We start from the raw sequence: 21605 nt of genomic DNA on the forward strand, positions 1-21605 counted from the left end.
GCAGGGTCGGCGGCTCGGCCATGGCTCAGTCGTGGCCACGCGCCAACGCTTGACATCGTGGTGTGCTGACTGAATCCCGCCATGCCAACGGCATTGCTGCCGATCGGGTCTGTCATCGTTCGACCACAGCTGAGCCGGGCTCAAGGGCTGAGCCGGGCTCGTCGCTCTCCGTGTTGGGCCTCAGTCTCGGCACGGCATGGGCTCGCCGTCTGGACCGCATCGACCGGGAGGATGCGCCGCGTCCCGAGCCGGTCTCATGAGCGAATGTCTTGTTAACTCGCGACGCGCTGTGTCCGCGCGCAACGGACGCCGAACAATCGCGCCTTGAATCCCGCCGATCGCGTTTCTCCACGGCGCCCGGCTGGGTTCTCCAGCCACGATGCCGTGGCGGCGTTCGCGGGTCGCTTCGGCGTCTTCCGCGCGGCGGGGCGCAACATCATGAAAGGAAGCAGGGATGTCATGGAAACAAGCCGTGCGGCGCATGCTTCAGCCGATCACGGACGGATCGAACGTCACTCATTACTCCGACATGACGAGCCCTCCTGGGTGGAGGTGGCGAGAGAGCTGGGGCAAGTGGCAGGATCACAAGGGAGCAGACGCCAACTACGAGGGCGGCCAGGCGCTGCGATTGAACAGAAGCTATCCCGGACTTCGGTCACCGGTGACGGGCGTCGTCACCATGGCAGGAGGAGGGGGAGGCTACGGAACGATCGCCATCCAGGACAAGGATGGCCTCTCGCATCAGCTTCTTCATACGCATTCCCAGCACGTGCGCGTTGGCGATTCAGTCATGGCCGGCGAGCTGGTCGGGACGATGGGAAACACCGGCGTCAAGACGCCTGGAATCGAGAGCGGGGACTTCCATCTGCACTACCAGATCAAGGATCGTCACGGACGAACGGTCAATCCTGTCGACTACTGGACCGCGCAAGGCCCCATCGATCCAGATCCCTATCAGGCTCCTTACCTGGAGCAGCAGCGTCGGTATGAGCGTCAGCGTGACACGACCGTCGACAACGCCTTCGGCAACATTCCCGATGTCGGAGCTCGCTACGGCGCGCAACCGGCCGAGACCTCTCGATCGAACGCCGACGCGTCGGCATCGTCATCCCCACCGACGAGCCCGGTGCGCATTCTGCGTTCGCGTCGCGCAATTGACCGGGAGGTCAATGCGCCGGCGACCATGCCGAATGCGTTGGTGTCGCCCGATGACGCTCCATCCTTTGCCGATCGCTTTGGCGGATGGACCTCCGAGGGCGGAGCGAGTGCTCCGATCACTCCCGACCGACGGTTCGTTCCACCACCGCGATCGGAGCGCCCCCTGGGCATCGTTGCTGGACCACCTGCACCCGACTATCCATTTGCGCCGCCGGATGCGGGCGGGAGCATGCCGGGCTTTGAAGACTGGGCCGCCCTTCGGCGCAAGCCGCCCAACTGGGGCAAATGATGCGGCTGCCTCGTTCAATGTTCTGACGGCCCACGAGCAACAGGCGAGCCAGCGTCCCGGAGCATTCACGCGAGACGCGCACCGCTGCCGTTTCCATCGGAGTCAAGGTCCTGCCAGGACGTTCCCAGGGGAATTGAATGACAAGTTATTTGCGAACTGCGGAAGATAGAAAGCGGGCGCTTCTGGAAGACACGCCGGACACCAGGTTCGAATTTCAAAGCCAGAAGTTCTCCGACATTCCCAAGGATCAGCGACCTGCCGTCAATACGCTTTTGCAGCATCACAAGTGGGGTGCTGAGCAAGTCAAGACGAACAATGCGTTGATCGAGGAGGCCGCCAGGCGCTATGGAGTGAATCCCGATCTTGTGAGAGCCGTGATCTACACGGAGGTCACGAGAGGTGGCGAATACGGTTATCCGGGGGAGGCTGTGGGCCGGGCGGTGAGGTCGCTGTTTCGACTCGACCACGACGTGATTGCCCGTACGATCCTGCCAGGCAACATCGATGCCAGTTGGCAGAAGCTCATTCCCGGCTCTGACGTTCACAACCCGCGAGACAATATCGAGCTGACCGCGAAGCTGCTGGCGGGGATCGCAAAGCGGCTGGACGATCCCAGCGTCGAAAACATCTACTCGCTCTACAACGGTCTGTCGCACGATCGAACATATGTGAACAAGCAGATCAAGTCGACGCCTTACTACGCCAAACGTGCATTCGAGGACAAGGCTTGGGAGAAAGACGAGTGGGCGGCGCCGGACTGGGCCGATGATCCAGCGGAGGTCGGACAGGTGGGGCCGCGCAACAACGAGCCCGTTGGCCAACCCTCTCCTGCGATCGGAGCCGCCGAGGTGTCGCAATCACCGCTCCTGCGTGAGCTCGCGCGACGCAGGAATGCGGACGCGGCTGGCGCTCCGCCGTTTCAGCCAGGGTCGCCTTCGCTGTCTCTCTTGTTTCCGCAAGGCGCACAAGAGCCGCCGAACCCCGCCGACCTTGCCGCGGGTGGGGGCAGTCCCGATCCGGTCAGGTCTCCCATCCGCATCCTGCGCTCCCGCCGTGCTGACCAATTGCCGCCCACGGCAATCGGCAGACCGCCTGGGACTGCGCCGGATCAGCCGGTCTGGTCGTTGCCTGAGTCTGCAGGTCCGGTCGGCGTGTTCCCCGGAAATGCAATGCCAGATTATCTCTTCCAGAATCCGGCGTTTGGAGACGCCGGGGCTGGCTTGGAGGATCGGGCTGAGTCTCGGCGTCGGCGCTCGCCCTGGGGCCCGGCGCGCTGATTGCGGCGCGGCTGCGAGCAGGCCTCGCGCCGATCGTGTCCTGCGCCCGCCCGCTGCTGCCGCTCTTCAGGGCCGGCACCAGTCGGCCCATGTCATCGCTTACATCTTGCCAACGATACGGTTCTGATCATGCCGAAAATGTCCAACTCCGACCTCAAGACGATGCTCGCAGCCGAGAAGGCCGACGCGCTGGCCGCCATCTCGGCCGCGCGCCTGGCGGAAGAACGCGCCGACGCCATGGACTACTATCTCGGCAACATGAAGAAGGACATGCCCGCGCAGGAAGGGCGCTCCCGTGCCGTCTCGACCGATGTCGCCGACACGGTGGAGGGCCTGATGCCGCATCTGATGGACATCTTTGCGGGATCCGACGAGGTCGTGCGCTTCGAGCCGGTCGGCCCCGAGGATGAGGCCGCTGCGGCGCAGGAGACCGACTATGTCAATCACGTCTTCATGCAGCAGAATCCCGGCTTCATGATCCTGTATTCCTTCATCAAGGATGCGCTCCTCTCGAAGGTCGGTGTCGTCAAGGTTTGGTGGGAAGAACGCGAGGAGGAGAGCCGCGAGACCTACTACGATCTGACCGAGGAACAGTTCGCGCTTCTCGCGCAGTCGGTCATGGAGTCTGAGGGAGGCATGCGGATCGTGGCGCATACGATGCTGGGGACGGCTGCTGACCCGAGGACGGCACCGCCGGCGGCTGGGTGCGTGCGGGCGTAATGCCGAGTGCCATGCAATTCGCAATTGAGCGGGCAGCATGGCAATATGAGCGAGACGCGATGGAGGGGGGTGAACTAAACTGTCGCACTGGCCCAGATCGCCGTATGAACAGCGAGGGGATTTTGCGGATCTTGCCGAGAACGCTTTTTCGTCGCGGCAATCAATGACTCTGAGACCAAAGCCCTGCCAAGGGAACGACCACGAAGAACAGGCCATCGAACGTCCAGAGCAGAAAAAGGGTCTCAGTCCGGCTTGCGTCTCGGAGCAGCGCCTGGCCTTCCGCGGTTAACGCGTTCGGATCGATGTAACGCGCGAATTTGCGGAATCCGTAGTGGTGCGTTTCGGATCGGTTTGCGTCCGGTGCCCGCCGCTCTATGGCAAGCCGAACCTGCGAGCGTGCCCGGCTGGCCAGAACAAGAATGCCGAGCAGCCAGATGCAGACGACTCCACCAATGAGGTACTTGGGAGCGACAGCCGGTGATCTCTCGATGTCGGCCAGGGCGGGCGAAGCCGTTGTCGTCGTGCTTCGGTCCTGCATCACGCGCTGGTCGTGTGTGGGGGCGTCCTGCGCAACCGGCAGAGAAGACGAGTAGACGTATAACAAGACAAAGCCAAGCAACAGCCACCCAAACATCAGGCTATGATTCAGAATGGCCTTCTTCTGATAGCGTTTTCCAAGTTCGTTGAGCTTCTCGGGTTCAACCGCGGCGGCATTCATAGTGAAGCGCGTCGCGAGCGGACCGATGAAGCCCGCGCCGTGATAGGCTTGTCCGGGCCTTAAGTTATTGAGAACGAGCCGCAGGAAATTCAACGTACGCCCGGCAAGATAAAGAAGCCCGCCGGTCCAAAGTGCGATGACCACATACGCAGACGTCGGCATCTTGAACCACCTCGTGATCATGCCCGGGAAAGTAATAGGGCAGGGCGAGCGCCGTGAAATCGCAACCGTCCAAGGCCGCTGATCAAACTTCAATCGGCCGAGATGCGACTTTCTATTTCGAGCAGTTTCAATCATGGAGGCATTGTGTCTGTCAACGATCACGGAAGGCTGCGCCCGGACGGCGCTTATTTGTCTTGGACGCCGTCGTTCCCGCGTGTCGGCCAGATCGGCATCGGTGGGACTTGGTACTGGAATCCCGGAGCGGCTGACGCACCACGCGCGACGTTCACAGGTTCGTGGGGCAAGGGAAAGGATGTCTGGAAGATCGGACCTCCGCAGGCAAGTTTCAACGCCGGTCTGGTCTTCAGGCGGCGAGGCATGTCATCGGCCGATTCACTCGGGTGGGGCACGAACTCGAATGTCTCTACGGTCATTCCCTCCGTCTCCGTCAACACCAGCATGCCCGACCGTGACGGCATTCCCCAGCCGACCAAGAACAAAGTGTCTTCGATCGAGGTCGGCTTGAGCGGCTCGGTGGGCGCCTCACGGGCGACGACGTACACGGTGACTCCGCAGCAGATCGTCGAGTTCCTGAAGAAAAACCGATTCATCCAGCCTGCGATGGGTCCAGACGACGAGTTGTCACCGTTCCAACGAAGCCTTCAGAGCGGATTTGCGAGGCTTGGTCCCGTGACCGAAGATCCGATCCCCTATGTTCGGCCGCCATCGGGGCCGTTCGGCGCCGGGACGGCGCCGTGGAGCTCGGGCTACATCGATGGCCGCTACGCTACGCCAGCTCCGACCTATTCCGGCGCAGACACGGATCGCGCCTTCTCGACGGGGACCTCGGCAATCCCGTTCATGCCGACCTCGGGACCGCCTGTGAGCTATGCCGGCGTGGTCGCGCCGGCAGCCGCAGACGGCGCCGGGGGCGAGAGCGGATTCGATTCTCGAGCTGGCGGTCTGCTCGGTATGATTCAGGACTATCTGACGACCGAGGCCGTGCAACGCGGTGGACGTTGGTCGCCGGGCGGCTCGGTCCCCCGATGACCTGTCAGTGATCATCGAGTGCGAGGGGCGCGGACAGAGTCGAGTCTCGTCGTTCCCTGACTGACCTGCCATGGCGTTCCTGACCTGTTTCAGACGAGTCCATCATCATGAATCTGTCCTTGCCCCTGGGCATCCCAATGCCTGGCGAAAGGTTGGAAAGCCGGAGGTCCAACACGTCCTGCGTGCAATGCAACTCAAGATCGAGTGAGGGGGCGTGGCGATATGAGTGAGATGAGATCGCGCGTGGTATCATTTGTCCGACACGGCTCAGCCGTCAACGTTCGAGCGGCAAGCGATTAAAATCCTCGGGGATGAGACAATGCATATCGCGTTTTTTGTGCTCGGTGGATTTCTCTTGTTCGTTTCCGCGATCCGGACCTATTCCGTCCAGCGTGCCATCGTCGAGACGCTGCCTCCGCAATTCCAGGAGTACGAGAAGGCGCGGTACGCCGTCTCCGTCTATGCCTTGGAGCCGACGACGCCACTGGATGTCCAGGCCGATTATGTCAGGTCCGAGGGCCTCGCCTGCGCAGCTTGCTTGTCGATTTCGGCCGGCCTCTTTGCGGCGGATCAGGCGGTGTTCGGATCTCTCGCGTTGATCGCATTCACATGGACCGGCTATGGCGCGCTCGCGGATTGGAAGACGTACAAGTCGAATCGCGAGCGGGCGCAGCGTGCAAGCGAAGATATCTGATCGACGGCGCTGAGGCCTGATGACAGCAATGCTGTCCGGATCGGGATCACGCGAGCAAAGTCGACAGCCTGCCGCCGAATAGGCCACAGTCTCAGCAGACGTGGCAACGTCGCTGTGGCCGGATCGTTCAAGTCACCGAACGTGTTCCTGCGCGGTAGGCCACATGCCGCGGAGTCGTTCGGAGCTAATTCTGCAGCAGTTCACGTTCCGAGCGCCGGGCGGTCGAGATATCTGGCTCGCAAGCTCGGCGACATGCGCTTGCGTGCGTTCAATAAACGAGGAGAAGACAGCATGACGAAGGGCAGCTACGCCGGCGGCGTTTTTGGGTTTCGTCGTATGAAAGGTCTTGGCGGCGGCCTGTATATCGACAGTCATGGGCGGCTCTATCCGCAGCTTTACAGCGGTGAGCCGGGCTTCGGCATTTCGGGGGGCTATACCGATGATCTCGAAGGTCTGCTCACCGGGCCTTCCATTTCCGGAAGCTTTGGCAGGGGACCAGTCCGTCTCAACGGTGGATGGAGCGGCAGCGCATCCGGCTTCGGAATAGGAACGCCGGGAGTCGGCGTGACCAACGGCTATGGTCCATTCGACATGTCGAAGGACTTCTCGCGCCCTTGGACTAAAGCAATCGTGCGGGATTCCGCGGCGAGAGCAGGCGTGCCAAGTCGACAAAACGTTTGGGAATATGGCTTCCCTGATCCTCCGGATCGTACCGCGGCGGAGCGGAACGGGCGATCAGGGCCGACAGCGACCGGCGGAGCGTCAGATCGCTTTGAAGAAGCGAGCGCATTTGGCGCGGGCCGCGCGCCTGTTCCTTTCGCGAATGTAGGTGGTTTGACCGGTCCGGCCGCTAACAACAGTGAGCGGCGGGCAGGCGGCCTGCTCGGGTTGATTCAAGATTATCTCCGCAGTCGGGGCGACCGCGCGGGATGGTAAACCTCCGCGCCAGCCGACGTGACGACTATGATCCAAACCGGATGTGACTGCGCTTCGGCTCCGACCCTCTCGTCCTCTTCGCCATTCCAAGCGAGACCATTGTGATGACCCTCTCCATGCCGTCGGCACTGTCGCAACCGGCGCCAGCACTTACCACCACGCACGACGTCACCATCGTCACCACGCGAAAATTCGCGCAGGCCCGGGTGATGGGGGTGCCGCCCGAAGAGTTCGGGATCGAGCGCGGCGCGCGCTCGATCCGCGACTGCAATTACTGCTTTCACGAGATCGTCACCAAGACCGAGGCGCAGCTGATCGCCGAGGGTTTTGATGCGGCGCAGATCAGATCGCTCGGCGACTATACCGGGACCAACCGGGTCGAGACCTTGGCCCGCGATACGGTCGACGAGCAGTCGCGGGCGTCGGCGAGCGCGGCCAATTCGGGCACCAGGCTCGTTCGCGTCACCGAGCACTATGTGCGGATGGACTATGAAGGCGAGGGCAGGCCGTGCCTGTACCAGATCATCACCGGCGGCGATCAAGGCGAGATCCTGCGCAAGGACGGTCAGGACTGCATCACGCCGTTCGATGCGATTCCTTTCGCGGCCACCACGCCGGTGCCGATGACGCACCGCTTCTTCGGCCGCTCCATCGCCGATCTCGTGATGCCGCTGCAGCGGGAGAAGACGGCCCTGAAGCGCGGAGCGCTCGACAACCTCTATCTGCACAACAACCCGCGCGTCGAGGTCGCCGAAGCCAATGCTGGCCCGAACACGCTGGACGATCTCCTGGTGTCGCGGCCGGGCGGCGTTGTCCGCACCAAGACCGCGGGCGGCCTGAACTGGCAGGTGGTGCCGGACATCACCAGCTCGATCTATCCGATGCTGCAATATATCGATGCCGAGCTCGAGAGCCGGTCGGGGCTGTCGAAGCAGGCGCAGGGCATCGATGCCAATGCGCTGCAGAACCAGTCCGCCACGGCGGTGGCGCAGGTGTTCTCGGCGTCGCAGATGCGGATCAAGCTGATCGCGCGGATCATGGCCGAAGGCGTCCGCGACATGTTCGGGCTGCTGCATGCCACGATCCGCAAGCATGGCCAGCAACGCCAGACGGTGCGGTTGCGCAATGCCTGGGTCCAGGTCGATCCGCGCGACTGGAAGACGCGCGACGACATGACGATCGAGGTCGGCCTCGGCTCCGGCGGCAAGGCCCAGCAATTCGCCCAGACCATGGCGATCGCCAATGTGCAAAAGGAGCTGGTGATGGCCGGAAAGGTCAATCTGGTCGGCGATCGCGAGCTCTACAATACAGCCGCCGAGCTGACGCGGATCATGGGGCACAAGAACCCGGGGCGCTTCTTCAATGACCCGGCCGCGGTGGATCCGCAGAGCGGCAGGCTGCTGCATCCGCCGCCGGCGCCGCCGCAGCCGCCGCCGGATCCGAAGCTGATTGCAGCGCAGGCGCGGGTGCAGACCGAGCAGGCGATCGCCGCGCACAAGGCGCAGCTCGCGCAGCAGCAGGCCCACAACGATCTGATCCACCAGCAGGTGAAGATGCAGGCAGAGATCGAGTTGGCGAAGATCAAGGCGGGATTGGACGCCAAGATTGCGCTGCTCGATGCGCATCTCAAGGCGCTCGGAGAGGCGCAGCAGCGAGAGCAGGCACAGGCGGCTCACGAGATGAAGATCGCGGAAACGGCGCTCGGTCTCGCCGCGGCATCGGCCCGGGCCGGGAGCGGGGGCCACGCACACCACACGACGGAGCGGCGCGATGACTGACGAAAGCATGCTGCAACAAGCCGCCGCGCGCGGCATCCGCGCCAAGGCGCTGCTCGAGGACGACCTGCTCGCAAGCGCGTTCGATGCGCTCGAGGCGAGCTACAGTTCGGCCTGGCGGCAGACGTCGATCGACGACGTCGCTGGCCGCGAGAAGCTGTTTCTGGCCATCAACATCGTCGGCAAGGTGCGCGACCATCTCGGCGCAATCCTCGCCAATGGCAAGCTGGCACAAACGGAGCTGAAGGAGCTCGCGCTGACCGCGGAGCGGCGGAAGCGGTTCGGACTGCTGTAGTCACCCGTGGCACAACCAAAAGATGTGTTGACGTGTTCCTTGTTTGTTCTAGCGTTCCGGAGAGTTGAGGGACCTCTGTGCCGACCGTCTCGTGGAGTTGGTTTGATGATCTCGATCGCGAAGTTCAGCGTGGCAAGTGATGAGGATGCTCGATCTCCGCGGCCACGGAGGACGCAGGAATGGAATGCCGTCCTGATTGGGAGGATGGGGTCGGATGTCTAGAGGTTTGCGCCAGATTCCGATCGTTTCAGGCGCAGGCAAGCATGCTGGAATCTTGTGGCGTTTGATCAGCACCGCTTGCATCTTGAGCCTCGGATGCATGTCCAGCCTCGCTCTTGCGACGGCTTCTGCACAGACCGGGCTGCGCCTTCTGTGGAGCTCAGATCTCCCCGGTATTCCGCAATTCTGTTACGATTCCGAACCTGCAATCATCTATATGGAATATGATGCGCAGCGAAAAACCACCTCGATCTTCAAAGGCTATTTGAACGGCGAGGAGCATCTGCTCGCGACCGTCTCGGGCAATGCCGATGTGAGGTCGTTGTCTTGCTCACAGGATGGGCGGACGGTCGTCGCCTACGATTCATTTCAGCAGATGCTCTTCGTGTTGCGAGACACGAAACTTGCGACGTATCGGCTATTGCGCGACGACAATCAAGGTGAGAACCCAGCGACAATCAGGATGAGAGAGTGCCGGCGGGAGCGGGACGAAGGGAGGGCGTAGCCCGACCGGAGGACCGCTCCCGCCGGCGGCGCGTCCCTTTCAGGCCGTCTGGCGGCCGGGTGTGGTTAGCGCAAGCTGTTGATTCGTCTCGACAAGAGAGGATCGACGGCTTGCCTGGCCTCCACATCACCGACCACCAGATGAGGCTATACATGAGTTACCGATTGACGTTATCGGCCGAGGCCGCGGCGGCCAAAGCCGGGTTTTCGACGGCGAGTGCCTACCGGATCGAGGCCGATCCGCGGCTGCCGTCGCAGAAGCAGGAGCCGCGTGGCCGGCGGCGGCCTGATCCGCTGGCGCCCTATTGGGACGCCGAGATCGAGCCGATCCTGAAGGCCGCACCGGGTATCCGGGCGGTCGGTGTGCTGGAGGAGCTGCGCCGGCGCCATCCCGATCTCAATCCCAACATCCGCCGCACGCTGGAGCGGCGCATCACGGCCTGGCGCGCCTTCAATGGGCCCGAGCAGGACGTCATCTTCCGCCAGGAGCATGAGCCCGGGCGGCTCGGCCTGTCGGACTTCACCGATGCCGGCGTGCTGGGTATCACCATCGCGGGCGTGGCGCTCGACCACCGGCTCTATCACTTCCGGTTGGCGTTCTCCGGCTTCGCGCACGCCCATGTCGTGCTCGGTGGCGAGAGCTTCGTCGCATTGGCCGAAGGCCTGCAGAATGCGCTGTGGGCGCTCGGCGGCGTCCCCAGAGAGCATCGCAGCGACAGCCTGTCGGCAGCGTTCCGCAACCTCACGATCGATGCGCGCGAGGACATCACGCAACGCTACGACGAACTGATGCGGCATTACGGCATGGTGGCGACCCGCAACAATGCCGGCATCGCGCATGAGAACGGTTCGATCGAGAGCCCACATGGCCATCTCAAGAAGACGCTGGAGGACGCGCTGCTTTTGCGGGGGACGCGCGACTTCGCCGACCTCGATGCCTATCGCGCCTTCGTCGACATGGTCGTCGGCCGGCGCAACGCCCATCTCGTCAAGCGGATCGCAATCGAGAAGGAGACGCTGGCGCCACTGCCGAGAGGTCGCAGCAGTGACTTCGAGGAGAAGGTGATCCACGTGACCTCGTCGGGCGGCTTCATCCTGCGCCGCGTGTTCTACACGGTGCCGTCGAAGCTGATCGGTCATCGTCTGCGCGTGCGCATCTACGATGATCGCCTCGAATGCTTCATAGGCACCACGCAGGTCGCGACGCTGCGTCGTGGTCGTCCGGTGTCGGACAAAAAGGGCGGACATGTCGTCGACTATCGGCACGTCATCCACGCCCTGCGGCGCAAGCCGATGGCGCTCGCCAATCTCGTCTATCGCGATCAGCTGTTCCCACGGGCCGCCTATCGACGCGCGTTCGAGACTCTGCAGGAACGATATGACGATCGTCATGCCTGCAAGGTGACGGTCGAGCTTCTCGCCCTCGCTCACGAGCGGGCCTGCGAGGCAGAGCTTGCCGAGATCGTCGCCAGAGATCTCGATGCGGGACGGCTGCCTGACCTTGCCGCGTTGCGCATCCGCTTTCGCCCGGAGCAGGCCGCGATCCCGCACGTCGCCGTCGAGCTCGCACCGCTCGCCGCCTACGACGAACTGGCGTCCATCGGCTTCGTGCCGGCAACCTCGAATACGGGAGATGCAGCATGACCAGCACGACCACATCCATCGATGCCGCGCGTGTCGAACTCCTTCTCACAGAGTTGCGCTTGCCGAGCGTCAAGGCGATCTGGCCAAAGCTCGCCGCGCAATCTGACAAGGAAGGCTGGCCCGCGGCGCGCTTCCTCGCCACGCTCGCCGAACACGAGGTGGCCGATCGTGGCCGTCGCCGCATCGAGCGGCACATGACGGAGGCACGCCTGCCTGCGGGCAAGACGCTCGCGACATTCGACTTCGAGAGCGTGCCGACGCTGTCCAAGGCGCAGGTGATGGCACTCGCCGCAGGTGACGTCTGGCTCGAGACCGGGGCCAATCTGTTGCTGTTCGGTCCGCCCGGCGGCGGCAAGAGCCATCTCAGCGCGGCGATCGGGCTTGCCCTCGTCGAGAACGGCTGGCGCGTCCTGTTCACGCGCACGACGGACCTCGTGCAGCAGCTGCAGGTGGCGCGGCGTGAACTGGCTCTGGAATCCGCGATCGCCAAGCTTGATCGCTATGACCTGCTGATCCTCGACGACATCACCTACGTCTCCAAGGATCAGGCCGAGACCAGCGTGCTGTTCGAGCTGATAGCCACCCGCTACGAGCGGCGCTCGCTCCTGATCACCGCCAACCAGCCGTTCGGCGAGTGGGGCCGCATCTTCCCCGATCAGGCCATGACGCTCGCCGCCGTCGACCGCCTCGTCCACCACGCCACGATCATCGAGATGAACGTCGAGAGCTACCGCCGCAAGGCCGCCCTCGGCCGCAAGCGCGGCGCCAGCCGGCCACCAGTCCATGCTACGCCGAAGGAGGTTCAAAGCTCCGCTGATTGACGCTGCCGCACCGCTGATTGTCGCCCAGCGTCAATCAGCACTTGCCAAGCCGGACGTCCGCGACAATGATCCCAGGATCCCGGCCCCAATCTTCTCATCCAGATTGACGCCCAGTTCTCATCCTGATCGTCGCGCTACAGGCTATCACGCTTTCATTCGTTCACGAGGGTGGGGCGGTACTCGTTCTTGTCTCCGGATGGGCGAAATATCACGCTTCCGGAGAAGCCAATCCTGGTCAGCGGCCCGGATCTCCTGGCGGATATCGCCGTGTTTCCGCACGAGCGGCACAACGTCTTTTTCATGGAGCGGCATGTTTATGTCGACGATGCGAGCGTCATCCAGAGATTTGTCCCAGCCGATGACGGGTGGACCAAGGAAGGGCATGAGACCAAGTTGCCCAAGGATTTCAGTTCGACAGAGATCGTGCGCTGTGGTGACCGCGAAGTCGCGTCTCTGGTCGGTGTCGAGACGTCGCGCTACATGGCGTTGGGGGACGGTTCGGGCGCGCAGGACTGGTTGGCTCATATCGGTGTCCGAAAGTTGTTTCGAAGATATAACGTGCCGTTCCTGATCAACGGTGATTACGGCATCTGCGCATTTCCGCTGCTGGATCATCGGCGCTGGAGCACGACGCTCGGAATAGCGCGCATCGACCGCACCGGGGTGCGAACGTTCTCGTTACCCTATCCTGAATTCGTCGTTTCCAACGATAACCTCTCCTTCAGCAAAGACGGCTGCTACCTGCTGCTCCAGGGAACGTGGTCGGGGGGCGAGGTGTCGGGAAACACACATCTTCTGGCCGTCCAGGCGCCGGAATGCAGCTGATGAGAAGCGACAATGCCGCGATATAATTACCCAGGGTATGGACCAAGAGGCGACGATTGGTTGACCAAGCGTCCAGGTACTGTAGGAGGGTATCATGGGGGATCCGATAATCCTGCCGCCGCGGGTACACCCGTGTATTCCGAATATACCGGCAAGATATTCAGAAGCGGCACGATCGCCGGCTACGGTCGTTCGGTCATCGTTCGGTCGGTAGCGCCCGACGGGACGACGTTCTACGCCCTATATGGCCATTTGGGTCCAGGAGACTTGCCGATCCCAGGTACCGATGTCGTTGCAGGGAAGCCGATCCTCGGCGCTGTCATCGGAAGCAAGGAGTATGTGCAGTCGATGAGCGGGCTCTCCACCGGCCCTCACCTTCACCGAGAGATCATTTCCGGAAACGTTCGGCTCAAGGAGACTGGTGGTCTTGGACTCTATTCAAGCCAGATCAAACACAGAGCCGATCCGGATACGTTTGACATCAACCATCCGTCGTTTCCCTACGAACGGCCGGACCGGTCGTCGGCGCGGTCGGAGCCAAGCAACGATCCTCGTCAATCGCTGCCGGCGACCGGCCAGATGATCATCTCGCCATCTGGAGTTCCGCCGGCGCTCTCATTGCGGCCAGGTATGCCAATTCCTGGCGCAGAAGGATCCACGTCAGTCGGCGGCCCAGGTGGGCCGCAGCCGGTCGTACCACCATCTTTGCCGCCACTCGTAGCTGTGAGAGATCCGCGAAGAAGTGATGCGATGGAGCCGTTTGATCTCGGCATTCAGGTGGCGCCTTCATTATGGGATAGCTCAGACAATTCGCCGGCTTCTCCGCAAGCCGCAAGCCTGCGAATCCTGCCTGCCTCGCTTTCCGGAGCAGAGAGCATGAGTCTGCTGGGGATGCTCGGAATCTTCTCAAGACCCGGCGATCTGGTCGAGCGAGAACCGAAGCAGATATCTGATGAAGCGTATCCGGTAAGGCGGCTGATAAGCCGCGTTGCTCAGTACTGAAGCAAGAAATTGCCGCTAAGGGCCCCAAGTCAGAAAAGTCAGTATCGATGGCTGATGCGCGCCGGTTGCAGGATCGACGGAGATCCGGCGAGCCTCCGGCGCCCTCGGGAATGCCGCTCGTCCCTCGGTCTTGGCTCGCTCCTGCTATCCGTGAAGCGCGAAGCTCGCGCCTCGAAACAAGACGACTGGTCGCGAAGGGGCATGAATGCGCAAGCCGCGCATGACGAGGTGGATCGCTCCGAGACGGCGTCCAGTCGTAGTTTCGCTGTCACGACAGAATTCGTTAGCACTCCGAGGAGCGACCGTGCGATGACAAAAAGGGCGACGACGAGAAGTGCGGGAAGCTGGAGAGTTATTCGCAGCGCGCTCTCATGGGCCGCCCTGGTCTGTCTGCTTCTGGGCTCCGATGGTCTCGCAGCCAACCAGAAGCAGCCGGATCCCGAGGCCTATCATCGCGCGGTCGACTATTGTCGTGGCGACGTGCCGCAACCCACGGCGATCAGCCCTGACCGGATGATCGTCTGCTTCAGCGAGCAGACCGGCGTCGATGTCGACGTGTCCTTGGTCAGCCAGATCGCCCAGAACGGCCTCTTCGTCGTGCGCGGCAATGGTGGCAAGGCCGAGACGGCGATGCGTGTCTCCGACCTTTTGCGCAGCCGCGACGTCACCGTCGTAGTGTTCGACGTCTGCATTCACCATTGTTCATCGTATTACATCGTAGCGTCGGCGAGAACCTACGTCGTGAAGAATACGATCGTGCTCTGGCAGCATAGCTTGGAAGATTGCCAGGTCACGTTCCGCGCGCTGCGCGATTCCAGCGTCCCAAAGCTTTGGCGGGCGGAGTGTCCGAAAGGTGATTCATGGCGTCTCACCTTTGCGAGCGATTATCCGGAGTTCGGGCGCTTTTATCAGGACAGGGTCGTCGATCGAGATCATTTCCAGCCGCTGCCCGACAGCGAGTATGTCCGAAAGCGCTTGAAGCGGCTCTACGATCAGACAGGGCGATTTCCAGGCATTGGATGGATGCTGAGTCCGACATCGCTCAAGCGCCTGTTCACGGCCGAGATCATCTACGAGGCCTACCCGCAGTCGCAGGAAGAAGCGACCGCGTTGGCCAACCGCTACGGCGCGCGTGACGTGATCTATGATCCATGATCGGCAAGCGCGTCATTAACGCTCGAGCATTTTCAGGAGTGACCACATGAGAGATAGCGCACCATTGCATTCTGTACCCAATCCCGATTTTGCTGGCGAGCTTCGAGGATATCGCCAGCAGTGGACCGTCCCAAATGTCGAAGATCTCGCTCGAAACCGGGCGCCCCTCTATCTCCCAGGTGACGACCCGGCCCGCGACAATCCCGAAAATTCGCCGTGGATGCCGAACTATCGGAATCAGATGCCGCTGTTGCCAGCTCCGCAGTCGTCGCTGCCGGGAGCAGTCTCCGATCGACGGGCCGGGCCTGCTTCGTCATCGGCCCTGCTACCGGCCGTTGCTGCGCTTGGTCATTCGTCGGTGGCAAACGGCGCAGTCGGACGCGGGCAGGATGCACTGGCCTCGCGACCTGCGGGCCCAGCCGTTCTGTTCGGTCTCGGCTCTCTGCCGCAGGCGCCGGGGCCCGGAGACCAGACCGGGCGCGGCGGTCTGTTCGATCTGCTGGCCAGGCTCATGGCTTCCGCCCCTGGCGGTCAGGTCTTCCCAAGGTGAAGTTGGGGGCTATGTCGGATGTGACGTGCCCCCGCCAAATTAGGCCAGTTTGAACTGGAATTTTCCACTTATGATCCCACCCGGGACAGAGGAGAGTTCCATGAAGGCATCGAAGTTTTCGGAGGCTCAGATCGCATTTGTTCTGAAGCAGGCTGAGGACGGTACGGCGGTTGCGGAGGTTTGCCGCAAGGCCGGGATCAGCCAGGCGACGTATTTCAATTGGAAGAAGAAGTATGCCGGTCTGATGCCATCGGAGATGAAGCGGCTGCGCCAACTCGAGGAGGAGAACGCCAAGCTCAAGCGGATCGTTGCGGACTTGTCGCTCGACAAGGCCATGCTGCAGGATGTGCTCTCAAAAAAGCTCTGAAGCCTGGCCGCAAGCGGGAGCTTGTCGACAAGGTGCGGAGCGACTGGAAGGTCTCGATCAGGCGGGCCTGTTCGACGCTTCGGATCGATCGCGCACTGTACGTCTACAAGTCGAAGCGCGGCGACCAGGCCGCCCTTAAAAATCGGATCAAGGACGTCTGCCAGACGCGGGTGAGATACGGATATCGCCGGGTCCATGTCCTGCTGCAACGTGACGGTTGGGCCGTCAACGTTAAGCGCGTCTATCGTCTCTACAGGGAATTAGGCCTGCAATTGCGCAATAAAACGCCGAGACGTCGCGTCAAGGCCAAGCTGCGCGAGGATCGTACCGACGCATCTCAGATCAATGAGACTTGGGCGATGGATTTCGTTCACGATCAGCTCGCTACCGGCCGCAAGATCCGGGTTCTTACGATCGTCGATACCTTCAGTCGCTTCTCACCAGCCGTCGATCCGCGCTTCAGCTATCGAGGCGAGGATGTCGTGCTGACTTTGGAACGCGTCTGCAAGGCCGTCGGCTACCCCAAGACTATTCGCGTCGATCAGGGGTCGGAGTTCATCTCCCGCGATCTCGACATCTGGGCTTACCAGAAGAATGTCATTCTCGACTTCTCCAGGCCAGGCAAGCCGACCGACAACAGCTTCATCGAATCCTTCAATGGCAAGTTCCGAAACGAGTGCCTGAACACGCACTGGTTCCTGAGCCTTGACGATGCCCGGCAGAAAATGGAGGATTGGCGTAGAGACTACAATGAGGTCCGGCCACATAGCGCGATCGGCAACAAGGCGCCGATTTCGCTGTTGAATGGCTCATCGGCGCCCCCGCCGGCATGAGCCTAACCCCGGAAAATTCCAGCCCTCAGTTGGCCTAGTTTCGGGGAGCACTTCATAACCCCGGAAAATTCCAGCCTCAGTTGGCCTAGTTTCGGGGAGCACTTCATCCAACCGCCCGAACGAACTCAGACCTGGATAAAACTTGGGGGCAAGGTCAATATGAACTCGTCGCGAAGCGCACCGCTGTTCCCTGGGCTGTCATTGCGGTGATCCATGAGCGCGAATCGTCCCAGAGTTGGTCCGCCTCGTTGGCGCAGGGGGATCGATGGGACCGGGTCTCGGTCCACGTTCCCGCTGGCCGGGGACCGTTCGCCTCCTGGGAGGAGGCGGCGGTCGATGCGCTGGTCAATTGCCCGCCGTATGCGGCGCGCTGGCGCGACTGGACGATCGGCGGCGCCTTGACGCTCCTCGAACAATATAATGGCCTGGGCTATGCGCGTCGCGGTGTGCCGTCGCCCTATATTTGGGCTGGCACGGATCAGTATCGGTCCGGGAAATACGTTCGGGATGGGATCTACGATCCCCTGGCGGTCGACCGGCAGCCGGGGTGTGCCGGCCTGCTCAAGGCCATGATGGCGATCGATCCGAGCATCAGCTTCGTGAGCGACGGGGAGGAGAAGTTGGAGCCTCGGCCGCCAACAGGCCCTCCGACGTCATCGCCGGCATCGATCAGTCATCCGCAAAAGGGTTCCATCGGAGCCCTTTTTGCTGCGCTGGTGAAGCGCATTTTCAGTCGCCGGCAAGGTGGCGTCGGCGGCTGAATTCTGACGTTCCCTGCGGCATGGAGGTCGCAGGGAACGAGGTGAACGACAACAACCGCATTGCGCTTGCGCGCCTTGGTCGAGGCGCGGCGCTTCTCTTCTTCGAAAGGGCTTGGTCATGTGGGCAAGAATCAAGGCCGCGTGTCGTCATTCGTTGACGATCGCCTGGGGCTACGTGCTGGCGTTCATCGGGGGGCTGCTGTCGATCATCGACACGATCAGCGACGCTCTGGGGGATCCTGGGCTGAAGGACCAGATCAGTGCCGCGTTCGGCGATACGCGGACCGTCGGCCGGATTCTCTTGCTGATCTCGCTGGTCACGATCATCGCGCGACTGCGCTCGCTCAGGAGGGCTTCGTGACATGTGGATGAGCCTTCTCGGCTTTCTCGGTGGGCCCGTGATCAAGGGGCTGATCGACGCCTATCAGGCGAAGCTCAAGGCCGGCAACACCGACGCCAAGATTGCGGCCGATCTCGCCGCAACGGAGATCGCGGCGCAGGTCTCCGAGACTGACGCTCTGCTACGGCTTCGTGCGGCTGAGATCGGCTGCTGGTACGAGCCCGACAAGCTGATCGGCTACTGCGTCTCGATCTATTTCGCCAAGCTGTTGGTGTGGGACAAGGTGCTTGGGCTCGGCTCCACCGATCCGTTGGCCGGGTTTGCATCGACAACCGCAAACCTCGTCATCTCCTTCTACTTTGCCAAGCGCGGCTTCGAAAACGTGGCGAGAATCATCAGGCGGTGACCATGACGCATGACGAGATCAGGGCTGTGGTTGCGGAGACGCTGATGAAGCAAAGCCAGCTTCAGCGTGACGAGATCGACGCTGTCGTGATGAGGGCGATCGCGACCATTCTCACCTCTTTCGGCATCGAGGAGGAGGATCGGAAGGAGTTGAGAGCGGACTTTCAGCACTTGCGCCGCTGGCGCAAGAGCGTGGAACAGGCCCAAAGCTATACGTTCAAGGCCGTCATCACGGTGATCGCGACCGGTCTGCTTGGCGCGATCTGGCTCGGCATCAAAGTGGTCCTCGGAAGGTGATGCCGTGCCGGCAAACAATCTGCGGCTGACATGCCGCTTCGTTATCCGGGAGGTCGACGCGGGCGAGCCCGATGTCCTCGATACGCTGAACGATCTCCATGTGCGAACCTTCCTCGATTGCGCGCCTCTCCCCGATTTCGAGATCGGACAGTGGTGGGTTTCGAGCGAGCGTGGACGACCCGTCGCGTTTGCCGGCATGATCCCTTCATCGCTCGGCCGGGGCATCGGCTATCTCTCCAGGGTCGGTGTCATTCGAGAGTGCTGCGGACATGGTCTCCAGCGGCGATTGATGCGTACGATCGAGCAACGCGCGCGACGATCCGGCGTGTCTTGCATCGTTTCGGACACGACCGGCAACATCATCTCCGCCAACAATTTCATCCGCTGCGGGTATGCGTTGTTCCAGCCCGAGCAGCCCTGGGCCTGGCGGAACTCGCTTTACTGGCGCAAGGTGATCGGGTCCTGATGCTTCTCCAACGGTGCGCGCATGCGGCGCTGCGCTGCAGCAGAGGAGGGAGAGAGAGGGGGCGGGGGCGACTTTCTTTGCGCCAGTGATTGGGCTAACCATGGTCTTCCAGTCGTTGTGGGCTCGTCGCCGAACAACGCCGCACAGATCGCGTGAGACGATCGACGCAAGCGGGGAGGATTGGAATGCCGGCTCAGGTCGCCCTGCCAGATCGTGCGCCGCGGCCGACTGACGCGCCGGCCGCCTTGGCGGGTCTGTTGGTGATTGACTTCACCCGTGTCGTTGCCGGGCCGGCGTGTACGCAAACCCTGGGCGACTTCGGGGCCGAGGTCATCAAGATCGAGCAACCGGTCACCGGCGACGATACCCGCGCCTATGAGCATGCGGAGCTCGGCGGTGAAAGCGCAGCGTTCCTCAGTCTCAATCGTAACAAGCGGGGCGTCGTGCTGGATCTCACGGTCCCGCAAGGCCAGGAGGTCGCCCGTGCGCTGATCGCCAAGGCCGACGTCGTGGTTGAGAACTTCTCTTCTTCGGTCATGAAGAAGTTCGGCCTGGACTATCCGGCTGTCTCCGGCACCAATCCAGGTCTGATCTATTGCTCGATCTCTGCCTATGGACGCCGCGGTCCTCTTGCTTGGCGATCGGGCTTCGATCCGATCACTCAGGCCGAGAGCGGCTTCATGTCGCTGAACGGTTTTGCCGATGGTCCTCCGGTGCGGACCGGCCCCCCGATCATCGATCTGGCGACCGGCATGTCGGCCTGCAATGCCATTCTGTTGGCGCTCGCCGCCAGGCAGCGGCTCGGTCGCGGTCAGCACGTCGAGGTGGCTCTGTTCGACGTTGCCCTCGCCATGACCGGTTTCTTCGGGATGGCCTATCTGATGAACGGTGTGAACCCGAGCCGTACCGGAAACTCGCCGAACGACTCTCCAACAGTTGGCGTCTTCGAGGCATCAGATGGTCCGCTCTACGTGGCCTGCGCCAATGATCGGCTCTACCGGCGGCTGGTGACGGAGGTTCTTGGTCGTCCGGATCTCCTGAGCGATCCGCGTTTTGCCACGCGACGGGCGAGATGGATCAACCGCACTCAACTGCGCGGCATTATCGCTGACATTATGGCGACAACAGAGATGGACGTCTGGATCTCGCGGATGAACCAAGCCGGAGTTCCGGTCGGTCGCGTCCGCACCGTCGAGCAAGCCCTTCATGCTCCCGAGGTGCGGGAGCGTGACCGCGTCTGTCACATTCCCCACCCGACGGCCAGCTCGATCCCGAATATCGAGCCGCCCATTTCGATGCAACTGACGCCCACCGTCGAACCCCGCGCGGCCCCCCGGCTCGGCGAGCACACCGCCGCGGTCTTACGCGACACTCTGGGGCATTCGGAGCAGGATATCGAGCGTCTGCGGCAAGCTGGCGCCTTCGGCCCGATCCCTCCCATTCCACAAGCCTAACGCGCGCTCTGATGGTTCAATCGCGGTGATGGCCTGTCGAGTTGGCCGAGGCCGGTCAGATCGATCAGCTGGCCTTGGCCATCTCCTCGTCTTCCGGCGAGTTGAGGTACATGCCCGACATGGTATCGACCCAGCACAGATGATCGTGAACCTTCTTGACGCCCGCGACGTTCTCAGTGGCCACGATTGCCGCCTGCCGCGAGCGTTCCTCGGTGATGACACCACTCAGATGAACGATGCCGTCCTTGACGATGACCGACAGGCCGAACGGGCACCAATCGTTCTTTTCGAGGTTGTCGATGACGCGGTTGCGGATGTGATCGTCATCCGCCGTCGGGTCCGGGACCTGGCGCCCAAGCGTTGCGACGGCCTGCAGCAGATTTGCCCGTGACACGATGCCGACCACCTGGTCGCCCTTGACCACGGGGAGCCGTTTCACATGGTTCTTTTCCATGATCTCCACGATTTCGGCCAATGCGGCGTCTTCCGTAATGGTCAAAGGTGACTTGGTCATCACCTCCGACACCTTGCGTCCATGTTCGTGGACGAAATCGGCGGCCGATTTTCCGGGTCCGAGAATGAAGCGCAACCAGCGCCCGCGTTTCCGTCCGGTGCCGATTTCCGTTCGGCGGATGAAGTCGCCTTCAGAGACGACACCGACGAGCTTGCCGCCGGCATCGACCACCGGCAGGCCGCTGACATGGCGCTGAAGCATGATGTTGGCGGCATCAACGATTGGGGTGTCAGGCGTGACGGTGATGACCGGACGGGTCATGATCTGATGGGCGCGCATGGCGGACTCCGATGTCAAAAGCTGATGGAGGGTAGTCCGCTGTCAGATCCCTGAGTTGACCCAGGTCAAAGGCGGAGGTCGCGAATTCATTGATG

Annotated in this window: 23 protein-coding genes; 21 read left to right on the forward strand and 2 right to left on the reverse strand. The window is 62.1% G+C overall.

Annotated elements, in window-relative coordinates:
- Positions 1-454 precede the first annotated feature (454 nt).
- From ACVIJ6_RS21910 to ACVIJ6_RS21920, 3 genes are all read left to right on the forward strand, one after another.
- Entirely contained in the window at positions 455-1447 is a 993-nt protein-coding gene (locus ACVIJ6_RS21910) for a M23 family metallopeptidase (protein ID WP_456774383.1), read from the forward strand.
- A 137-nt stretch (positions 1448-1584) separates the two neighbouring features.
- Positions 1585-2724, forward strand: coding sequence for a hypothetical protein (locus ACVIJ6_RS21915; protein WP_456774384.1), 1140 nt, complete (start codon positions 1585-1587; stop codon positions 2722-2724).
- A gap of 129 nt (positions 2725-2853) precedes the next feature.
- On the forward strand, positions 2854-3444 hold the full coding sequence (locus tag ACVIJ6_RS21920; RefSeq protein ID WP_456774385.1) for a portal protein: 591 nt from the start codon (positions 2854-2856) through the stop codon (positions 3442-3444).
- Positions 3445-3604: 160 nt separating this feature from the next.
- On the opposite strand, the gene ACVIJ6_RS21925 is transcribed toward ACVIJ6_RS21920, so the two are convergent.
- Positions 3605-4324, reverse strand: a complete 720-nt coding sequence (locus tag ACVIJ6_RS21925; protein ID WP_456774386.1) for a hypothetical protein — start codon at positions 4322-4324, stop codon at positions 3605-3607.
- Positions 4325-4702: 378 nt separating this feature from the next.
- On the opposite strand from ACVIJ6_RS21925, the gene ACVIJ6_RS21930 reads away from it, so the two are divergent.
- The 18 genes from ACVIJ6_RS21930 (at position 4703) to ACVIJ6_RS22015 (ending at position 20717) form a co-directional block, all read left to right on the forward strand.
- Positions 4703-5374 (forward strand): hypothetical protein, encoded by a 672-nt coding sequence (locus ACVIJ6_RS21930; protein ID WP_456774387.1) that lies wholly within the window; start codon positions 4703-4705, stop codon positions 5372-5374.
- A 319-nt stretch (positions 5375-5693) separates the two neighbouring features.
- Positions 5694-6068, forward strand: a complete 375-nt coding sequence (locus ACVIJ6_RS21935) for a hypothetical protein (RefSeq protein WP_456774388.1) — start codon at positions 5694-5696, stop codon at positions 6066-6068.
- 291 nt (positions 6069-6359) lie between these two features.
- Positions 6360-7004: a hypothetical protein gene (locus tag ACVIJ6_RS21940; protein WP_456774389.1), complete on the forward strand. Its 645-nt coding sequence runs from the start codon at positions 6360-6362 to the stop codon at positions 7002-7004.
- 104 nt (positions 7005-7108) lie between these two features.
- On the forward strand, positions 7109-8782 hold the full coding sequence (locus ACVIJ6_RS21945) for a portal protein (protein ID WP_456774390.1): 1674 nt from the start codon (positions 7109-7111) through the stop codon (positions 8780-8782).
- On the forward strand, positions 8775-9074 hold the full coding sequence (locus ACVIJ6_RS21950; RefSeq protein ID WP_456774391.1) for a hypothetical protein: 300 nt from the start codon (positions 8775-8777) through the stop codon (positions 9072-9074). The genes ACVIJ6_RS21945 and ACVIJ6_RS21950 overlap by 8 nt, the downstream gene beginning before the upstream one ends.
- 319 nt (positions 9075-9393) lie before the next feature.
- On the forward strand, positions 9394-9798 hold the full coding sequence (locus ACVIJ6_RS21955; RefSeq protein ID WP_456774392.1) for a hypothetical protein: 405 nt from the start codon (positions 9394-9396) through the stop codon (positions 9796-9798).
- A gap of 110 nt (positions 9799-9908) precedes the next feature.
- Positions 9909-11441, forward strand: a complete 1533-nt coding sequence (gene istA, locus ACVIJ6_RS21960) for an IS21 family transposase (RefSeq protein ID WP_456771791.1) — start codon at positions 9909-9911, stop codon at positions 11439-11441.
- Positions 11438-12262 (forward strand): IS21-like element helper ATPase IstB, encoded by an 825-nt coding sequence (istB, locus tag ACVIJ6_RS21965; RefSeq protein ID WP_456771792.1) that lies wholly within the window; start codon positions 11438-11440, stop codon positions 12260-12262. The genes istA and istB overlap by 4 nt, the downstream gene beginning before the upstream one ends.
- Positions 12263-12448: 186 nt before the next feature.
- Complete coding sequence (locus ACVIJ6_RS21970; RefSeq protein ID WP_456774393.1) at positions 12449-13087, forward strand: hypothetical protein; 639 nt, start codon at positions 12449-12451, stop codon at positions 13085-13087.
- A 12-nt stretch (positions 13088-13099) separates the two neighbouring features.
- Positions 13100-14089, forward strand: coding sequence for a M23 family metallopeptidase (locus ACVIJ6_RS21975; protein WP_456774394.1), 990 nt, complete (start codon positions 13100-13102; stop codon positions 14087-14089).
- Positions 14090-14398: 309 nt separating this feature from the next.
- Complete coding sequence (locus ACVIJ6_RS21980) at positions 14399-15244, forward strand: hypothetical protein (RefSeq protein ID WP_456774395.1); 846 nt, start codon at positions 14399-14401, stop codon at positions 15242-15244.
- Between the two features lie 650 nt (positions 15245-15894).
- A protein-coding gene (locus ACVIJ6_RS21985; protein ID WP_456771799.1) for an IS3 family transposase occupies positions 15895-16994 on the forward strand; the annotation gives its coding sequence in 2 pieces (ribosomal slippage) (positions 15895-16147 and positions 16147-16994; 1101 coding nt in all).
- A 206-nt stretch (positions 16995-17200) separates the two neighbouring features.
- Positions 17201-17755 carry a hypothetical protein gene (locus ACVIJ6_RS21990; RefSeq protein ID WP_456774396.1) on the forward strand — a complete coding sequence of 185 codons (555 nt, stop codon included), beginning with the start codon at positions 17201-17203 and terminating at the stop codon, positions 17753-17755.
- Between the two features lie 118 nt (positions 17756-17873).
- Positions 17874-18116, forward strand: coding sequence for a hypothetical protein (locus tag ACVIJ6_RS21995; protein ID WP_456774397.1), 243 nt, complete (start codon positions 17874-17876; stop codon positions 18114-18116).
- Between the two features lies 1 nt (position 18117).
- Positions 18118-18501 (forward strand): hypothetical protein, encoded by a 384-nt coding sequence (locus tag ACVIJ6_RS22000; protein ID WP_456774398.1) that lies wholly within the window; start codon positions 18118-18120, stop codon positions 18499-18501.
- A 2-nt stretch (positions 18502-18503) separates the two neighbouring features.
- Positions 18504-18797 carry a hypothetical protein gene (locus tag ACVIJ6_RS22005; RefSeq protein ID WP_456774399.1) on the forward strand — a complete coding sequence of 98 codons (294 nt, stop codon included), beginning with the start codon at positions 18504-18506 and terminating at the stop codon, positions 18795-18797.
- A 4-nt stretch (positions 18798-18801) separates the two neighbouring features.
- Positions 18802-19263, forward strand: coding sequence for a GNAT family N-acetyltransferase (locus tag ACVIJ6_RS22010; RefSeq protein WP_456774400.1), 462 nt, complete (start codon positions 18802-18804; stop codon positions 19261-19263).
- Positions 19264-19448: 185 nt separating this feature from the next.
- The gene (locus tag ACVIJ6_RS22015) at positions 19449-20717 is read left to right on the forward strand and encodes a CaiB/BaiF CoA transferase family protein (protein ID WP_456774401.1); all 1269 of its coding nucleotides are present in this window, start codon (positions 19449-19451) and stop codon (positions 20715-20717) included.
- Between the two features lie 64 nt (positions 20718-20781).
- Here ACVIJ6_RS22015 and ACVIJ6_RS22020 read toward each other — a convergent pair whose 3' ends face one another.
- Positions 20782-21510: a CBS domain-containing protein gene (locus ACVIJ6_RS22020; RefSeq protein WP_456774402.1), complete on the reverse strand. Its 729-nt coding sequence runs from the start codon at positions 21508-21510 to the stop codon at positions 20782-20784.
- Between the last annotated feature and the right edge of the window lie 95 nt (positions 21511-21605).

Source organism: Bradyrhizobium sp. USDA 4369 (assembly GCF_054056435.1).

Bases quoted from the DNA above. Each gene is read 5' to 3' on its own strand.
- ACVIJ6_RS21910 (WP_456774383.1), top strand. From the start codon at position 455: ATGTCATGGAAACAAGCCGTGCGGCGCATGCTTCAGCCGATCACGGAC.
- ACVIJ6_RS21915 (WP_456774384.1), top strand. From the start codon at position 1,585: ATGACAAGTTATTTGCGAACTGCGGAAGATAGAAAGCGGGCGCTTCTG.
- ACVIJ6_RS21920 (WP_456774385.1), top strand. From the start codon at position 2,854: ATGCCGAAAATGTCCAACTCCGACCTCAAGACGATGCTCGCAGCCGAG.
- ACVIJ6_RS21925 (WP_456774386.1), bottom strand. From the start codon at position 4,324: ATGCCGACGTCTGCGTATGTGGTCATCGCACTTTGGACCGGCGGGCTT.
- ACVIJ6_RS21930 (WP_456774387.1), top strand. From the start codon at position 4,703: ATGTCATCGGCCGATTCACTCGGGTGGGGCACGAACTCGAATGTCTCT.
- ACVIJ6_RS21935 (WP_456774388.1), top strand. From the start codon at position 5,694: ATGCATATCGCGTTTTTTGTGCTCGGTGGATTTCTCTTGTTCGTTTCC.
- ACVIJ6_RS21940 (WP_456774389.1), top strand. From the start codon at position 6,360: ATGACGAAGGGCAGCTACGCCGGCGGCGTTTTTGGGTTTCGTCGTATG.
- ACVIJ6_RS21945 (WP_456774390.1), top strand. From the start codon at position 7,109: ATGACCCTCTCCATGCCGTCGGCACTGTCGCAACCGGCGCCAGCACTT.
- ACVIJ6_RS21950 (WP_456774391.1), top strand. From the start codon at position 8,775: ATGACTGACGAAAGCATGCTGCAACAAGCCGCCGCGCGCGGCATCCGC.
- ACVIJ6_RS21955 (WP_456774392.1), top strand. From the start codon at position 9,394: ATGTCCAGCCTCGCTCTTGCGACGGCTTCTGCACAGACCGGGCTGCGC.
- istB (WP_456771792.1), top strand. From the start codon at position 11,438: ATGACCAGCACGACCACATCCATCGATGCCGCGCGTGTCGAACTCCTT.
- ACVIJ6_RS21975 (WP_456774394.1), top strand. From the start codon at position 13,100: ATGCCGCGATATAATTACCCAGGGTATGGACCAAGAGGCGACGATTGG.
- ACVIJ6_RS21980 (WP_456774395.1), top strand. From the start codon at position 14,399: ATGACAAAAAGGGCGACGACGAGAAGTGCGGGAAGCTGGAGAGTTATT.
- ACVIJ6_RS21995 (WP_456774397.1), top strand. From the start codon at position 17,874: ATGTGGGCAAGAATCAAGGCCGCGTGTCGTCATTCGTTGACGATCGCC.
- ACVIJ6_RS22000 (WP_456774398.1), top strand. From the start codon at position 18,118: ATGTGGATGAGCCTTCTCGGCTTTCTCGGTGGGCCCGTGATCAAGGGG.
- ACVIJ6_RS22005 (WP_456774399.1), top strand. From the start codon at position 18,504: ATGACGCATGACGAGATCAGGGCTGTGGTTGCGGAGACGCTGATGAAG.
- ACVIJ6_RS22015 (WP_456774401.1), top strand. From the start codon at position 19,449: ATGCCGGCTCAGGTCGCCCTGCCAGATCGTGCGCCGCGGCCGACTGAC.
- ACVIJ6_RS22020 (WP_456774402.1), bottom strand. From the start codon at position 21,510: ATGCGCGCCCATCAGATCATGACCCGTCCGGTCATCACCGTCACGCCT.